The 15,414-nt window shown below is 40.3% G+C and carries 20 protein-coding genes and 1 pseudogene; 13 read left to right on the top strand and 8 right to left on the bottom strand.

What is annotated here, in order from left to right; translation table 11 throughout:
• Positions 1–129: 129 nt before the first annotated feature.
• Entirely contained in the window at positions 130–909 is a 780-nt protein-coding gene (locus tag MKY23_RS20545; protein WP_339831830.1) for an SDR family oxidoreductase, read from the bottom strand.
• A 119-nt stretch (positions 910–1,028) separates the two neighbouring features.
• Here MKY23_RS20545 and MKY23_RS20540 point away from each other — a divergent pair, with 119 nt between their 5' ends.
• Positions 1,029–1,868, top strand: a complete 840-nt coding sequence (locus MKY23_RS20540) for a helix-turn-helix transcriptional regulator (RefSeq protein ID WP_339831827.1) — start codon at positions 1,029–1,031, stop codon at positions 1,866–1,868.
• 151 nt (positions 1,869–2,019) lie between these two features.
• On the opposite strand, the pseudogene MKY23_RS20535 reads toward MKY23_RS20540, so the two are convergent.
• Positions 2,020–2,454 (bottom strand): annotated as a pseudogene (locus MKY23_RS20535) (rhodanese-like domain-containing protein); the annotation flags it as partial.
• Between MKY23_RS20535 and MKY23_RS20530 the strand changes: the two are divergent.
• The 5 genes from MKY23_RS20530 to MKY23_RS20510 all read left to right on the top strand — a co-directional run bounded on the left by MKY23_RS20530 (position 2,394) and on the right by MKY23_RS20510 (position 5,779).
• Complete coding sequence (locus MKY23_RS20530; protein ID WP_339839765.1) at positions 2,394–2,669, top strand: hypothetical protein; 276 nt, start codon at positions 2,394–2,396, stop codon at positions 2,667–2,669. The pseudogene MKY23_RS20535 and the gene MKY23_RS20530 overlap by 61 nt on opposite strands.
• A gap of 180 nt (positions 2,670–2,849) precedes the next feature.
• Positions 2,850–3,995: a PIN-like domain-containing protein gene (locus MKY23_RS20525; protein ID WP_339831824.1), complete on the top strand. Its 1,146-nt coding sequence runs from the start codon at positions 2,850–2,852 to the stop codon at positions 3,993–3,995.
• 64 nt (positions 3,996–4,059) lie between these two features.
• Entirely contained in the window at positions 4,060–4,692 is a 633-nt protein-coding gene (locus MKY23_RS20520) for a hypothetical protein (protein WP_127544917.1), read from the top strand.
• A 469-nt stretch (positions 4,693–5,161) separates the two neighbouring features.
• Positions 5,162–5,386, top strand: a complete 225-nt coding sequence (locus MKY23_RS20515) for a hypothetical protein (RefSeq protein WP_127544920.1) — start codon at positions 5,162–5,164, stop codon at positions 5,384–5,386.
• Between the two features lie 237 nt (positions 5,387–5,623).
• Positions 5,624–5,779 carry a BC1881 family protein gene (locus tag MKY23_RS20510; protein ID WP_127544923.1) on the top strand — a complete coding sequence of 52 codons (156 nt, stop codon included), beginning with the start codon at positions 5,624–5,626 and terminating at the stop codon, positions 5,777–5,779.
• Here the strand turns inward: MKY23_RS20510 and MKY23_RS20505 are convergent.
• Positions 5,776–5,985, bottom strand: a complete 210-nt coding sequence (locus MKY23_RS20505; protein WP_127544926.1) for a KTSC domain-containing protein — start codon at positions 5,983–5,985, stop codon at positions 5,776–5,778. The two genes, MKY23_RS20510 and MKY23_RS20505, sit on opposite strands and share 4 nt — an antisense overlap.
• 102 nt (positions 5,986–6,087) lie before the next feature.
• Between MKY23_RS20505 and MKY23_RS20500 the strand changes: the two genes are divergently transcribed.
• Both MKY23_RS20500 and MKY23_RS20495 read left to right on the top strand, forming a co-directional pair.
• On the top strand, positions 6,088–6,345 hold the full coding sequence (locus MKY23_RS20500) for a hypothetical protein (protein ID WP_127544929.1): 258 nt from the start codon (positions 6,088–6,090) through the stop codon (positions 6,343–6,345).
• Positions 6,346–6,638: 293 nt separating this feature from the next.
• A complete protein-coding gene (locus MKY23_RS20495; protein ID WP_339831819.1) occupies positions 6,639–7,256 on the top strand; it encodes a hypothetical protein in 618 nt (205 codons plus the stop codon).
• A gap of 358 nt (positions 7,257–7,614) precedes the next feature.
• On the opposite strand, the gene MKY23_RS20490 is transcribed toward MKY23_RS20495, so the two are convergent.
• From MKY23_RS20490 to MKY23_RS20480, 3 genes are all read right to left on the bottom strand, one after another.
• The gene (locus MKY23_RS20490; RefSeq protein ID WP_127544934.1) at positions 7,615–7,971 is read right to left on the bottom strand and encodes a hypothetical protein; all 357 of its coding nucleotides are present in this window, start codon (positions 7,969–7,971) and stop codon (positions 7,615–7,617) included.
• Positions 7,972–8,101: 130 nt separating this feature from the next.
• A complete protein-coding gene (locus MKY23_RS20485; protein WP_339831814.1) occupies positions 8,102–9,124 on the bottom strand; it encodes an S-layer homology domain-containing protein in 1,023 nt (340 codons plus the stop codon).
• 247 nt (positions 9,125–9,371) lie between these two features.
• Positions 9,372–10,103 (bottom strand): NPCBM/NEW2 domain-containing protein, encoded by a 732-nt coding sequence (locus MKY23_RS20480; RefSeq protein ID WP_339831812.1) that lies wholly within the window; start codon positions 10,101–10,103, stop codon positions 9,372–9,374.
• 157 nt (positions 10,104–10,260) lie between these two features.
• Here MKY23_RS20480 and MKY23_RS20475 point away from each other — a divergent pair, with 157 nt between their 5' ends.
• From MKY23_RS20475 to MKY23_RS20460, 4 genes are all read left to right on the top strand, one after another.
• Complete coding sequence (locus tag MKY23_RS20475; protein ID WP_184182064.1) at positions 10,261–10,599, top strand: helix-turn-helix transcriptional regulator; 339 nt, start codon at positions 10,261–10,263, stop codon at positions 10,597–10,599.
• A 25-nt stretch (positions 10,600–10,624) separates the two neighbouring features.
• Positions 10,625–11,368, top strand: a complete 744-nt coding sequence (locus MKY23_RS20470) for a Crp/Fnr family transcriptional regulator (protein WP_339831809.1) — start codon at positions 10,625–10,627, stop codon at positions 11,366–11,368.
• Between the two features lie 190 nt (positions 11,369–11,558).
• Positions 11,559–11,795 (top strand): hypothetical protein, encoded by a 237-nt coding sequence (locus MKY23_RS20465; RefSeq protein WP_339831807.1) that lies wholly within the window; start codon positions 11,559–11,561, stop codon positions 11,793–11,795.
• Positions 11,796–11,797: 2 nt separating this feature from the next.
• Positions 11,798–12,034, top strand: coding sequence for a hypothetical protein (locus MKY23_RS20460; protein WP_184182066.1), 237 nt, complete (start codon positions 11,798–11,800; stop codon positions 12,032–12,034).
• 70 nt (positions 12,035–12,104) lie between these two features.
• Here MKY23_RS20460 and MKY23_RS20455 read toward each other — a convergent pair whose 3' ends face one another.
• Together MKY23_RS20455 and MKY23_RS20450 are read right to left on the bottom strand one after the other, a co-directional pair.
• Positions 12,105–12,404, bottom strand: a complete 300-nt coding sequence (locus tag MKY23_RS20455) for a hypothetical protein (RefSeq protein WP_339831801.1) — start codon at positions 12,402–12,404, stop codon at positions 12,105–12,107.
• Between the two features lie 250 nt (positions 12,405–12,654).
• On the bottom strand, positions 12,655–13,875 hold the full coding sequence (locus MKY23_RS20450; protein ID WP_339831799.1) for a hypothetical protein: 1,221 nt from the start codon (positions 13,873–13,875) through the stop codon (positions 12,655–12,657).
• A gap of 713 nt (positions 13,876–14,588) precedes the next feature.
• Here MKY23_RS20450 and MKY23_RS20445 point away from each other — a divergent pair.
• Entirely contained in the window at positions 14,589–15,227 is a 639-nt protein-coding gene (locus MKY23_RS20445) for a hypothetical protein (RefSeq protein ID WP_339831796.1), read from the top strand.
• Positions 15,228–15,414: the final 187 nt, after the last annotated feature.

Here is a 15,414-nt window from a genome sequence, read left to right as displayed (position 1 = left end):
CTCAGATTAGTCCAGAAAGCCTTTTCTAAGAATATCATCAAAATATTTATTCTTCCCATAACCCGCTTGCGATTGCAATCGAAGATATGTCTACATCAATTCAGACATTCCGACCTAGACCACTGAATCTTATACACTAAGTCCACCGTCCACAGGCAAAACGACTCCAGTAACAAAAGATGAATAATCACTAAGCAACCAAGCGGCTGCATTAGCAATCTCAATAGGTTCAGCAGGACGCTTCAGAGGTGTCTTCGCACGAATCTGTTCAATGATATCGGGGTTGATAGAAACCCACTGCTGAAGCATATCCGTCATTGTGGTCCCCGGAGCAATTGCATTGACACGGATACCCGCTGGACCATATTCGACTGCAGCTGTTTGAGTCAGGCTGTTTACCGCTCGTTTAGATGCCCCGTAAGCTCCCAAGCCCGGATTTGCCTTCAGACTACCCACGCTGCTGGTGTTAACAATAGAACCTGACCCTGAAGTCTCCATCATCACTTTAATCTGGGCTTTCATGCACATCCAGACTGCTTTATAATTTACGGACTGGATCAGGTCGAAGTCTTCTTCTCTTTCATCCACCAGCGATGATACCGTGACTCCAATACCTGCGTTATTAAAAGCGGCATCAAGACGGCCATATCGTTCCATTGTAGCTTTAACAGCTTGTTCAACATTGCGTGAATCGGACAGATCGGCTGTGAAATATGCAGCATCTCCACCCGATGTCACAATTTCATCCCTGACTTTACGCAACTCAGACTCTGTCCTCGCGACGAGCATCACAGAAGCCCCTTGCTGTACAAACAGTCTTGCTGCCTCAGCTCCAATGCCTCGCCCCGCACCTGTAATCATTACTACCTTGTTTGCCAACATTTGTCCTGCAATGGTTGTCATATTCATTCTCCTTGCCTGGAATTGTTGATCTCATCAACTGCCTTCAGTATAATTTGACTACTAAATGGTCACGAGAACCTGCTTAATGGTAGGTTTGTGAGTGATAGGATAAGGGGGAGGTTTACTTGAACGACAGTGAGCGCCGTTTAGCGCTAGGTAATTTCTTAAGAGATTTACGCGCCTCCGTTTCTCCCCTTGATGTTGGCCTTTTGCCTGGCAATCGTCGTCGCACACGAGGCTTGCGGCGAGAGGAGGTCGCCGGGATCGCGAATATAGGACTCTCATGGTACACGCGCCTTGAACAAGGTCGTGATATTCGTCCGTCGGTAGGTGTACTGGAAAGCTTGGCTTCAGCACTCAAGCTGACACCCAATGAGCGAAGACATCTCTTTTTGCTTGCTGGAGAATCACTGCCTCCTCAATCAACGATCATTGAAGAGAAACTGAGCCCATCCATTCAGGACATGCTGAATGAATTGCATCCTAATCCGGCCTATGTCATCGGGAAAAAGTGGGATTTTTTAGCTTGGAATGAAGCGGCAGATGCTGTATTTATGATTCATAGGGTGTCACCCCCGCATGATTATAATTTGATGTGGCGCCAATTTACGGATTCTATTTGGAAAGAAGGATCGGAGGATTGGGAGAGTGTCTCACGAAGAATGATTGCTGAGTTCAGAACGGCAAGAGCACGGTATCTGAATGATGATTCATTCGACAAGTTAATTGAAGATCTGAAGAGGACAAGCGATGATTTTACAAGAATGTGGCAGTATCATGAAGTGCCAGTTTCCCTTGACGGCTACAAGAAGCTTTTGCACCCCACGTTTGGAGTTATTGAATTCGAGCATGTCACCCTTCAATTCCCCAATGAACCAGATCAGCGAATGATGATTTATATGCCTCATCCGGCAACAAAATCCCGTTTAGAGCATTGGTTCACGGACGCGAGTGGACAAGCGTAAAAGTTGAAAAGCTTTAGCCATCCTGTGCAACGATACCGCCATCTCTCCCGTATTCCAGAGTGGTGCTCAGGCAAAGAAAATACACCGCCCCAGGCATCGGCCTGCAAGGCGGTGTATTTGTCATTGAGAAACTGTAGACTTGTCCTCCGAACTACTCTTCCTCCGTCGCCACCGGATTCCCCTCATAACTAATCCAGTCGCTCCAGCTTCCGGAATACAACTTCACATTCGAGAATCCCGCTTCTTCCAGCGCAATCACGTTCGGGCAGGCGGATACGCCAGAGCCACAGTACACGATGATCGCATCATCTTTCCCCAGCTTCACGAACCGCTCCTCTAATGCTTCAACACCAGACCAGCGACCATCCGCACCAAGCACATCTTTCCAAAAATAATTCACCGCACCCGGAATATGTCCGGCCTTGGCATCAATGGGTTCCTCCAGACCCGCATAGCGGCGAGCATCGCGAGAATCGATGAGCACGGAGCTGCCACTTGCCGAAGCCTGCTGAACATCCTGGGCACTTGCCAGCATGGCTGGCTGCACATTCACATCAAAGGAAGACGGGATCTGAACCGGCACATCCACCGCGAAGCAGCAGTCACGCAGTTGAAGAGCACCAGTCCACTAATGCGTTCAGCAAGCAGACAGAGAATATTGCTGTTTACAACGTCGACAAGGAAGCTGAACTGAAGGAAAAAGATCGTTTGCTCAGTCTTGCAATGGAGAGGTTGTCTTCTGTAAAGCGTGAGATTATTAACCGGGGCTATTTAGATAATGAGGGTGGTTCGATTACATAAATTGCGGAGAAATGGGAATTAGCCATAGCACGTACCTGAGAGAGAAAAAGGAAGCAATCAGCATTCTGGGTGCTGCATTAAGACTTGAAAAGTTTGAAGAATTTGAGGTCGGCTAAATGTCGGTCTATTTTTCTTCTTTTTCATTTGATATTATTGTAAATAAATTAAGGAGGAGAGCTTATGAGTGGAAGTATTGAGAAGTTTTTCTTTAAACCTAAACCGATTGAAGAGATTGTTAATACTGCTAAAGTAGTTTTCGACACCAATGCATTACTTTCTGCCTACCAGTGGAAAGATGTTGTTTTTCATGAAGTTCTTGAAGCATTAAGTAAACTTTCTGGAGCTAACAGACTAAAAATACCTCCGCAAGTTTTCAAGGAGTTTATTCACCAAAGACCACTCAAGATAACTGAGGCTATAGAAAAGATAGAGCTTCTACTTACGAGTATCCAAAAACCGCAAAAATTAGAATCGGTTCTTCCGTTGTTAGGTTTAATTGATAAAGAAAATACATATGTGGAGAGTGAAAAATCTTATGCTGTTAGTCGTGATAAATACAAAGAAGACTTAAAGCAATTAATAATAGATTTGAAAAAGCTGTTTAATGATGACATTGTTTTGGACTCTTTAAGACCTTTCTTTGAGGAAATAAACTTTGAGATGAACTCCGAAGAAGCATTAATGAGATTAGCTGAAGAGAGGGCAAAGGCTAAGAGACCTCCCTTAACTGGTGGAGATGGGGGTAAAACAGAGAATAAATACGGCGATTTTTTTGTGTGGAACTATATCCTGTCTTTAAAAGAAGACGTAATATTCGTGACTACCGATTTTAAAGAGGATTGGTTCTATAAGTCAGGAGCAGGGAAAGAAAAAAAACCGATTTCTCCGAGACGTGAGTTAATTGAAGAGTTTTATGATGTATCTCAAGGTAAAACTATATGTATTGCTTCATTACAAGATTTCATGCGTATATTCAATCCAGACTTGGCTCAAGAGGTAGTAGATAGTCTCTCAGAATCGCAGATAAGGCCGATACTTCAGGTGCATGTACTATGGTGTAAAGCCTTAAATAATATTGAAGTAGATAATATGTTTGAGTTTATAGATAAAGTTGATTTAGGCGATGTAAGTATTATTAATAAGATGATGTCAGGAAGAAAAGATGCGTTTGATGACATTATAGAGACTGATGAAAAATTTGAAATTATCATTGAGATCGATAAGGAAATCGACCCAAGGTATCTTCTCAGAAGATTTAATGATAGAAATCCTTTATTTTATGTGAGTTCCATCAGTTATGAAAGGAGTTTTTCGAATGGTTTTTGACCTTTTATTGAACGGGCAATAGACTTTTTAGGTGATATATATGTATTGTGGAAATTGAGCAAGAATGAAACGTACAGCTGCACATGCTGCATATGACTTGGACGTTCTTCTTCTTGCTCGTATTTCACATGAATTTGGGAGGGGTATTATGGAGTGGATCAGGAACCTAAGCTCAAATGAGTGGATTTCAGTGGTAAATGCTTTTGCAACTTTGATATTGTCTTTTTTTGTTTATAAGTCAACTAATAAAGCTTCCGAAGCGGCAGTTAAGACTGTAGATTTAACAGAGCAAACGCTTCTATTAAACCAATCAATATCTGAAAACAAAGAAGAAGAGAAAAAAATGTACAGAAACTCGCTAAAATATCAATATATAAAAGTTTTAATGAAAAGGAGCGGCGATATTTTAAAGGCAATCACATATTCCGATGGTATGGAAATTCACAAGAATCTAAGCACTCTTGAATATAAGCATAATATATCTCCTGAGAATCTAGCCTTGTGCTTTAATGAATACGAAGTTAAGCAAATTACTGACTCATGGTTTGTCTTTGAAATATACTTAGATGAATGTTACAGAGAGTCTTATTCTCAAGATGAAACAAACATCTTAGCTAATCGAGCTGGAACATCAATAGATAACTTTACTTTAATATACGATTTGATGACAGTATTACAGAAAGAGATTAATCACTAACTCTTAATAGTGAACATTGGTGTGAAATAGCGAGCTATCAAGAGTTAAAGAGCAGTGCCGATCTTTAAATTAATAAAGTATTGGTATCGTTCTGTTTGACAAGGCTTAATCCAAAAATTAAAATGGTCTTGCCCTTTCTCTATAGTTACAAAGTGCATATGCTTTTAAAGCAAAGAGCATAGCGTTTTGCGGCGACCGTTACGGTCGTATGCTTTTAAGACGTAACACCAATATCATACATATCACGTTAAAGTCGTTCCTTTACTGAATCGGCTTTTTTTTGAGGGATTGAAGTGATCAGCAGAAGACGGAAGAAGATACGCATACGCCCCAACAAGCAGCCGGAGAAATGCAAAGGTTATGTATGGGGCAGATGGGATGGGGTGAAACAGTTTTGTCCTAAACCTCTTCAACTATGTGTAAAAGAAGAAAAACCATAGAGTTTATTGTAATATGGTACCAGGAGGTGATGAACATCAAGATCGAAGAAAATGCAGTTATCCGTTTCTATAATGAAGGTAAACTCTTTCATACAACTGACGTGGCTGAACTGAAAGAAGAAAACCGTTCATGGGATTACAAGATGTCCGTTGGAGACAAGCTTAAGATTCGTCATGAGAAACGTGAAATAGTTTCCATTACCTATGGCAATGAGAACCATGTTGAACCTGAGTACCGTATCGGAGTAAAATAAGCACCCTTCGTGGTGCTTTTTCTTTTACATACAAAACAAACTCAACCTTGGAGGTAGTGGGGATGATTGATGCACAGAAAGGTAGCGGTTTTAGGTTCAAGTCCAGGTGTCGGCATTATCATAACCCTTGTAAGACGCTTGCCACTTCTTCGGAGGTCGCGATGAGTCGTTGTTGAGCGAGGTATTCCTAGCGCTTCTTTGGAGATATTAGGAATTAAGAAGGAGGGATGAATCATCATGAGTCAGAGTACAAAACAATTGAGCCAAGAACTTTCAGGTCGTGAAGGTGTTCAAGCTATTTCGGTTGACCCTCACCAGGAATTTAAAATCACAGTTGGCCAGCAAGAACAAACATTTACTGGACCAGCTGTGATTTTAATCAATCAAGATTAGAGCTTGCTGTACGGGTATCTGCCTTTGATGTGTGAAGCCAGATAACTGCCATGAGAAGATGCGGACATCAAGCCGTTATATTCACTTTGCGGGACACCCGAATAGGAGTACGAGGTTCCGTTGTTGAATCTAACATAGAGTGTGGATGTGCCTGAGTCATAAGCAATGGCGTCAATGTTTGATGAAGTTACAGATTGCCAGTTCATGGTGATACACCTCCTTTCGTCCTAGGACTTTCGACACCAAAAGAGGGAAATCCTTCCTGTGTGTCGAAATGATACAAAAATCGACGGAAGGAGGTGGCTAATATGCTTGAAGATTTGATTACGCAAGGAAAGGCTCTAGAGAGTCATAAATCTGCTGGAGCTGCTGGGACGTTTCGTATCGATGGCCCAGAATATGAGAAGTGGGCGGCTCAAGTAGTTTTTTATCTTGAACAGAACCACGCGGGCAGTACCGTTACTAAAGCAGCTCAAGATTTGTTTACTAGTAGGAATAGATATGCAATTAACGTCTATGAAAGGCTCCTAGGTGCACTTGAAGGAGCTAAAGGTATTAAAGGTTAAACAACCAAGCATCCTTCTGGGTGCTTTTTCTTTTGCTCTCATATGACGGAATATGAGCCGTTTAAGGCTTCTCAGCATGAGATCGTCCGTTTGGTTTTGCAGGGATCAACCATTTGAGGAGCGGAGAACAGGCGCTGAGTGAGCGTACACACGAATATGAAGCTTGCCCAAACGTTGAAACCAACTCAACTCAATTGGTCCATTTGGTTATATCTTCTAATCCTCGAATCAAAGAGAAGGTGCTTTGTTTAAACGTTCAGAGTAAAATACTCTTCAGGGGGGGGGGGGGATTTATGAATGATAACTATCGTACAGACGAATTGGAAAACGCAATAGATTATTTAGAAAAAGCTTCTCTTTTTTACTCCGACATTAATTATCAGCATCGGTTTAAGTGGCTAATGGTTGCATTACACGGGGCGCTCTATGGTTTTGGGATCCTTGCGATTAAGGGGTCGAACCCATCAGCGACAGTATACAAGTCTCTAGATGGACAAATTAATAAACGTGTATTGGCTGAAATGAGAGATGACATATCTAAGAAATATGGTGAGGACGATCCGGGTTATATAGATATGTTCATTTACCCTGCTAAAGGGAAATTGTTAGATATCAGATCAGTCCTTGAACGATGCCAAGATGATCAATTTATGTTGAAATATACAGAAAGCAGAAGTTTAGTACTGACACAGGCTGAATTAGATGCTATTGAGAAAATGATCGATTACCGTAATCAATTTGCTCATTTTAAGCCTATGGCTTACGTGATTACTGGAAGTGAGGAGGAAATTCTTAAACCAGTATTCCGTGTTATAAAGTTTTTGGCTTTGGAATGCAATAATATTTTGTACTATGGTGAGTCCTCAAAGGCCCGCGTAGAAAAAGCTATAGATATGATAGGTATTTTTTAAGGACAGGCGATGTACAGCCTGTCTTTTTATTTTGGAGGTAGAGAAGATGAACATCAGAATCGTGCCGATCGATCAGATAAACATAGCAGTATATACCCCCGCGTTGACTTTCAGCCTGGTGACATTGAATATGAGAAGCTTCGCGGGAGCATAGAGGAGTTCGGTTATGTTGAACCTATTGTCTGGAACGAACGCACAGGGCACATGGTCGGCGGCATCAGTAGAGCTTAGCTGACATTACCGTGAGTAAAAGGGCTTTCTTTAATGCATGGTGTTTTGCTGAATACACTCAAAGTTTCTTTGCCATTGGGTTCTTCATGTTCTGGCAGTCCTCTAAATCAAAAAATCCACTGAAATGTTAATGAATTGATACAGTGTGGAAGCATGCATTTCTCATTGCTGTCTTAAACGGCGTTTCACCATAAATGTTTAATTGCTTTGGGTCTGCACCAAAGTCAAGGAGTACACCTGCTTCATCACTCTTATCAAGTTGCCAACAAAGGTGTAGCAGACTGATCCCTTCAAAGTCGCACAAATTTGGATTCAGACCGTTGTTTAACATCAATAAAAGTGTCTGTACATCTCCAAGAGCCACGCATTCAAAGATGAATAGTGGCTCTTGGAGAATTTCGTTTCTATAGATACTAATGAGCATAGCACACTTTAATGAATCGTTGTTTTGGCAGGCATCTAGAAAACTTTGTTTTATTGACAACTGACTCAGTCCTTTTATTTCAATTAAAAATCGGACAATATTTTTGTGTCAATTATTTAACTGTGCTAGGAGGATGCGATGCTCGTCAAAAAAATTTGGACCCGCACATTAGTGTGAGCCCCCAAAAGTATTACTTAAACATAATTTGTACGGTGTTGTATGCTGTAGCATGTGGATATATTGAGACCTTGTACTTATCATATGTTGTGGTAAAAGTCTTACGCTCATTCACCGCATCATCAATCTTATTAAGAAAGTTTTCTGAAACAGGTATACCAACTGATTTGAGCATTTCTATGGCCAACTTCCAAGTATCGGGATTGCCAGCTTCAAAAAGCATAACTCTGTTATATCCCTGTGAAGTTTCTGCTATACTGAAGGAGGTGTGTCCTCCTCCCTCTGTTTTCATCACACTAACAGTGGTAGTTGAGTATCGGACTGTATAGTCTTTGTATGTACTGTTGCTATGCACCACATTGTTCATAGCATCGTACACTGTTTTAACATCAGCAGATACATTTGTAGCTGGTGGTGTTACCGGCTTGTCAGTTGGGAAACGTGGACGATCTTCCAATTTAGTCAGGCCATTGTTTTTAGCCCGTTGGATGAACGCTACAGCTTCGGCACGAGTAAGTTTATCATTACCCTTGTATCCTTCTACTGTACTTCCAGTTTTACCACCTGCCAGATTCTCGTTCAACAAGTACTGAATAGCTTCTTTTCCGATGTAGTTAATACCGTTGGCACCAGCGATGATGTTGGCTACATCACCACGAGTAACTGCCTGGTCACGTGTAGCTCTGCCAATTGCAGTGTTAGCGGCACCATTTACTGGCCAGTTTTTCGCAACTGCGATTTGGTACACTGGGTCAGCCCAGTGTGTTTGACCAGAAATTGGTTTTACATCTTCGTAAGCCGAGATGAACATCATCAAGAATTCAGCTTCAGATACTTGCTTGTTTGGTTTGAACGTACCATCTGGGTAACCTTTGATTACACCATTGTTGACGGCCCATTGAATTGTACCGTACGCCCAGTGAGAGGATTTGACGTCTTCGAATTTTTCAGTTGGATCTGTGGCGAAGGCTGTAGTTACCAATTGTACAGAGAGCAGTACCGTCCCCATTATACCCAGTAGCTTCTTGCATTTCATTTTAATCCCCCTGATCATTTTTTTCATTAAAATATGATTGAAAGATTTTTGTCAATGTTAACAAATTAAAGCTTTTTAGCATGAAAGACTGATGTAATGTTGCGAAATATTGTTGTTAGATGATGTTTACCTATGAAGCAATAATTGCTGATGCAAATTTTAAATGCAGGTGCTTTAGGATAGGTGTAAGATTACAGTTCAATTTGCTAATTTCATAGAAGTGCGAACTAACTACATAATTTTTTAATTATTTACGAGATAACACAGGATTCACAATATTAATCATAGCATATCCTTCATTAACGACTCCGAATTCCAGGCTAAGATCTAGAACACCAGAAGTATTAACACTCGCACTCTGGATTGGCACACCTTTGCTAACTATACTAGTCCAAAGAACCTTCCCATCCCCTATAATAGTTAATTTTCCTGATCCTTCTTTAACACTATCGTCAACCCCGTACATAAAGGATAAATCTGAATATTGTCCATTTAGGGTGTAGCTTTGAGTAAGGGACTTATGATGATCACCAAAACCGTTAATGATAAAACCTCTTTTTGGAAGCTGTAAACCTTTATCATATTCCTGCCCGTCGATTTTCATCTTACCATTAATCACCATATCTTCAGCTATCTTAATTGGAGGCTTGTTAGAAAGGTAATCTCCTTCTGCTACCGAGTCCCCAAACAAAACAGATTTTGTTTTACCATCCCAGGCAACAGGCTTCCCTATCATATCTCCAATGAGCTTAATAGGCACATATGTTGTTCCACTGTAGATGAAGGAGGAGGGAACAGGCGAGCCGTTATTGTTAAATTTACCACCAGAAGGAGTTTTGTCGACTTTGTCCACAATAAATCTAACCGGATCAAAGCTGACTTCAATCTTGTTTGTTGCTCCCCAAGCTATTCCACTGAAAAATAAAGTACCGACTAAAAAGCCTACCGTTCCAAATTTCCATTTCCCCATTTTTCCCATCGATTGTTACCTCCGTAATTAGAATTAGTTTGAATAGAATAAACTTGTGAAAAAACTTTAAATTAAAAACTATAAATGTTATTATATATAATTATAACATTTATAGTGTGTTAATATGGTGTGCCGCCTCAGTTACGCTTAGTTTGAGGTGGTTTGTGTGGAAAATTTAGTAATAAAACTCGGAGATCGTATTCGAAATATTAGAAAGCAACAAGGGATGAGTCAGGAACTTTTAGGAGAACGTTCAGGACTACATACCAATTACATTGGACAAGTTGAGCGTGGCGAGAAAAATGTAACAGTAGAAAGTCTGGAGAGAATAGCCAATGGATTGAACATTACACTTGAACAATTGTTCCGTCACCTTGATCCAGTTCCTCCGACAGATGACCTTCAAAGACTTCTTCTTTTGCTTGAAGATAGACCCCCACAAGACAAACAACTTGCACTTCAATTGCTTCAATCCGTGTTTCGCTGGGGGGACCAAAAATTCTGATCTCCCATAGTAAAGGAGTATGACGATGTACCAATCTGTAGTGGATAGTCCTTTTTTCAAAGATATAATTAAAGAAGAGGAGCGAACTTGGATAGAGTCCAAGTTTCTTCTCAGAAAATATCCTAAAAACCAAGTACTTTACTTTCAAAATGATCCAGGTCACACGATGTACGTTATCCAAACGGGTATTCTGAAAATATTTCGTCAAGAAGATCACCAAGAGATTGTGCTCGGGCATCAGTTTCCTGGAGAAGTTATTGGTGAACTTGAGTTATTTCATCACGATAATCTCAGAACAGCTTCTGTCGCCGCGTTTGATGAAGTAAGTGTGTGGGAAATCAGACGTGAACAAATGGATGAAATTGTCCGGATCTATCCGGATCTCATGCGTAAAGTAATATACATACTTAGTGAACGCTTAATTCAGGCGGATCGTAAAATCGAATATCTTGCCTTCTTGGATGTGCGAGTGCGTGCAGCAAACTTACTGCTCGATTTGGTATCCAACTTTGGTAAAAAAACATCAAATGGATATCTGATCAATTGGAAAATTACGCAACAACACTTTGGTAGTATGATCGGTGTAGGTAGAGAAACTGCTTCCAAGGCTCTTAATGATTTTAAGACTGAGAAATTAATTCACATGGATCATCGCAAAGTTTACGTTATTGATCTTGAAGGTTTACAATGTGTTGCTAATGCCAATCAAGATCCAGTTGAAAAACGTGTGTGGCATTCGACCCATAAGTATCATATCCCAACGATTTAGATGATTCTGCACTCTTTCTTACAGAATTTATGTAATTCTTATTACAAACAAATGTTCCTATAGATCGTGTCGCCTAGTACATTCATTTACTTGTCCGGCAAAATTTCTCCATGTTTCAATAGGGACAAATTTTGTAGGGGAGAGAAGTCATATAGCTAGATTTCAATTAGGTGACGTTGTAGTTACTGACATGGTGTTGGAGCGGATTAGTGAAACCGATCAACTGATTGCATTGAATCGTCATGCTCAAGGAGACTGGGGGATGGTAACCGAGGAAGAGTTTCGAGCAAATGAGAATGGTTTGTTAGTAGGATCATATTTAATGTCCGTGTACTTGAGTGAACATGGTGTTGTGTTTTGTGTGTTCACGGATGCTGGACGAACAAAGACGACACTTTCTCTGCCCGAAGAAGTTAGGTGGATCTGAACATGAGAAAAAGTGTTGTTGGTATTGAATTATATTCGTGTTCAGAGATTTTGATACAACATCGGGAATACATTGCAGTAAATGGCTTTGTATTTGAAGCGGGGAGGGAGCCTGCAGATTTTGTATTGTTACTTGATCTATTTTGTGGGAGTCTGATTTATATTAAATTGGAGGATCACGAACTTTTACCAGTGATTAGGGAGAATCTATCAAGGATTAGGGTGGCAGCTAAAATGTGATCTCGGGCGGGGCGTATTGCCCCACCTAAGTCACATGGAGTCTTTATCCCGGGATTACACGAAACAGAAGTTAAAGCGCAAGCCCGCTCGCTAAAATCACTTCTCCAAGCATACTCTTCAGATCATCAATGGCTCCTGTTTTAACAGTCAGGTCAACATCGACGTCTCTAATTTTTACAGTTGCAGTACCACTATCTATGTTGCACTCTACTGTCATTGTTGTAGCTTCATTAGCAATTCGCAATATGGTATGCACATTTGATTCATAGAATACTCCCACTCCAGAGGAAGAGGCGGTGTAGTCCTTGCCAGTCAATGGGGCTTGTTGAACTAAGTCTATGATTTCTTTTACCTGATCTGATATATTCATTCAAATCCCTCCATGCTCCTCGTATTTTTGAAGATACATACTTGATACAAAAGTGTACATGTAACTCTCCATATACATCCAATCATGACCATTAAACTGTAGTCAATGTCCCCCCCCCCATGATTTGCTGAGTTGAGCAACATGGCCGATTTTTTTGGAAAATAGAGCTCCAAGCAACAGTGACTATTTCAGATGTTCCTTGTGCCTCTCTCTCCATTAGAGTAGGAGAGAGAGGCACAAGGAAAGTTTATTAATATCGAGGACGATCTATTATTTTCACACTTATTTTGGAATGTCTTTCTTCTTCAGCCATGGTTCTTAACGCATTTTCAATAGTCTTGGTCATATAGGATAACGCAGCCGATTCTCCCCTGTCCTCCCAATTTTCACGAACCTTGTCACCGACAGGGGTAGATATAAATATTCTGGTGATCTCTTCTGGGGTGAAGCCTTCTTTTAGTAGCTGGCAGGTGATATGGAAATCTCTCCCTGATCGAGTTTTATCTCGCATACTACTGCTTGCGAAGGTGTCCAGGTATTCATTAATCGACTCTGTATTTAACTTGTCAAGGAGTCGTTTATCCTTTTTAATACGTTCACGAAGCTCTGATTCAGGAAATGGTTCTAAATTATATAATGTTGGCAATTCTATTTTCTGCATGTGTAGGGAAGAATGTATAGTTTCTATTGCAGGCAGGTCCTCAAATTGATCCAACGAGTATCGAACATTTTCCCAACGAACGAAGCGAGTACGTTTAAGTTTTTTTGGATCTTTACGGTTAACAGATCCAGGCATTCGCATGATACGTGAGGCATCATGACAGTGATCAGCGATGCCTATCTGTTTCTCCATCCGGGCACATATGGATGATACTTGTTTGGAATCGTATGGCTGGTCCAAGAGGAAATAAACGTGGAAACCATTTCCGCTGTCTACGACGATAGATGGAGAGAAGGGCAGCTTTTCATCCAACAATTGTAGAATGAATTCTTTTGCTTCCTTTGGAGTAGTGGCCTCTACAGACTTGATGTCCACGTCGAGCCAAAGCACACTCGACAGATCTATTCCAGAATTAGTGGCTTTCATTTCATATCCCATTTCATCATGCATACGGACTTCTGTTCTAGGATTGACTCCATAGTACGCACAATCGCCTTCATTTTTAGCCAGGCTAAAGTTTGCTGCCCGTTGTAAATTTTCTTCATTGAGTCCATAGTATTGTGTTCGAAACTTTCCGTTCATTTGTTTAAAATTGGTTTCAAGATACAGGGGAGTATCATTGGATCTAATGAGGAATGGCTCATATAGGGTTTTCCAAAAAAGAGTCAGTAGTTGAGAACGAAGACCGTCCTTTTCATAAGGCATTTTGCTTATTTTAGAAAATTGTTCCATTTTATTGTTGCTATGGGGAGCGATGATCAATTGTTGCAACTGCTCTAGTGTGTGCGAAGTCTTTTGGTTTGTGTTCATGGATGGTTGGCTCCTTTAAATATAGTGAGTAGGTGGAGAGAGTCTGTAGACTCTCTCTTTGAACTTTTAAGGTTGAGAATTTTTGAATAATGTTTCGAGCGCTCTTTCGAACATGAAGAATTGTTGGAGACGGAGGGTCGATTTTATTAAAAGCTGAATCAGCGTTTGATCATTTGTGAAACTTTTCATATCCAGATTGTCAATAAGGGTTTGTACGAGAATATCATCTGTGTTGTTTGGGAATGTGAAGTGAAGCAACTCTACTTGATACCCGTATACAGAAAATTGGTGAAGGAAGCGTACAATAATGTGTTCTTTTGAAGCGCGTATATGACAAGTCAGCGGATGAATTGCTGCGCTTCCTTCCATGTACACCCCTTTTTTGGATAGAACTACATCCGAGTTTTCTAGTGAATGAATTGCTCTACGGAATACTCTTTTCAGTTGGTGAATAGTTACATTAGGGACTTGGAACATTACAAATCCTCTCCTTAGTTAGGTTTCAGGTGGTTGCTTAGTGGTTCTCGTTTGATCTGATGAACTAAAAGGCTATGTCCAACCTGTTCACACAGTGTACTCTGCTGCTTATATCAAACCAAAGGGGGGGGATCGGGAATTTTATTCCTCAATTGATCGGCGTTCATGAAAATAAATCTTTATAATATGAACTGATCAAAAATTAAAAGGAGTGAAAGTGTACTATGACACTCACAGTGAAAGAATGGGTAGCAAGCATTGAAGGTAAGAAGTATAAAGAAGTAGTAGAAGACGAGTCATTAAGGGACGAAATTATTGAGAGGCTTGGATTGGAAGAAAAAGTTAAACAACTGATTGCTGGACGTTTACTCCCGAAGAGTTATAGTAATATAATGGAAATGTATGTTTATAGAGCTATAGCGAGGCAACAAGACTATTCTAAACGAAACATAAATTTCATAAGGGCATTAAAAAATAAAAAATCAATTAATAGCTTTACGATGAAGGAGATATTCCATCCTGAAATAGATAAATATATCTGGGAAAATCATGACAAAACTTACCTATATGTATCACCAGTCAGTTTAGTGCCATCTGGGTTAGAGAAGATAGAGGTTATTAAGTTATTGGTGAAGTACGGATATAAAGAATCTACTATAAAAAAATGGATGCAAGAAAATGTCGGAAAAATCAAACTATCTAATAAATATGTTGGGCGAAAACATCCTGTCACGGTAAAGACTGAAGACATGATTAGACTGATCGGAGGCTTTAGTGAGGTTCATTTGAAATTGCTTGAATTAGCGAGTACAGATTCGTCTACCATAAATACTGAAGAGTTGAGAGCTATATTGGGAGAAAAATTGTTCGACTAAAAAGTTACCTGTTCTTCGTTAGGAAATAAACTTCTTTAAAGCTCATCTCTCTCCATGTGTATATATTTCACATGAGATGAAAGTAATAGAAAGTATTAAAATGTTAACGCTCAGCCAACATATAAGATTAAATTATACACAGCATTTTTCAGACATGGGAGGACGGGAGAAATGCGGGGGACATGAC

It is taken from the genome of Paenibacillus sp. FSL R7-0272 (genome assembly GCF_037969905.1).
Lineage (GTDB): Bacteria > Bacillota > Bacilli > Paenibacillales > Paenibacillaceae > Paenibacillus > Paenibacillus polysaccharolyticus.
This window is presented reverse-complemented; position numbering and strand designations above follow the sequence as displayed.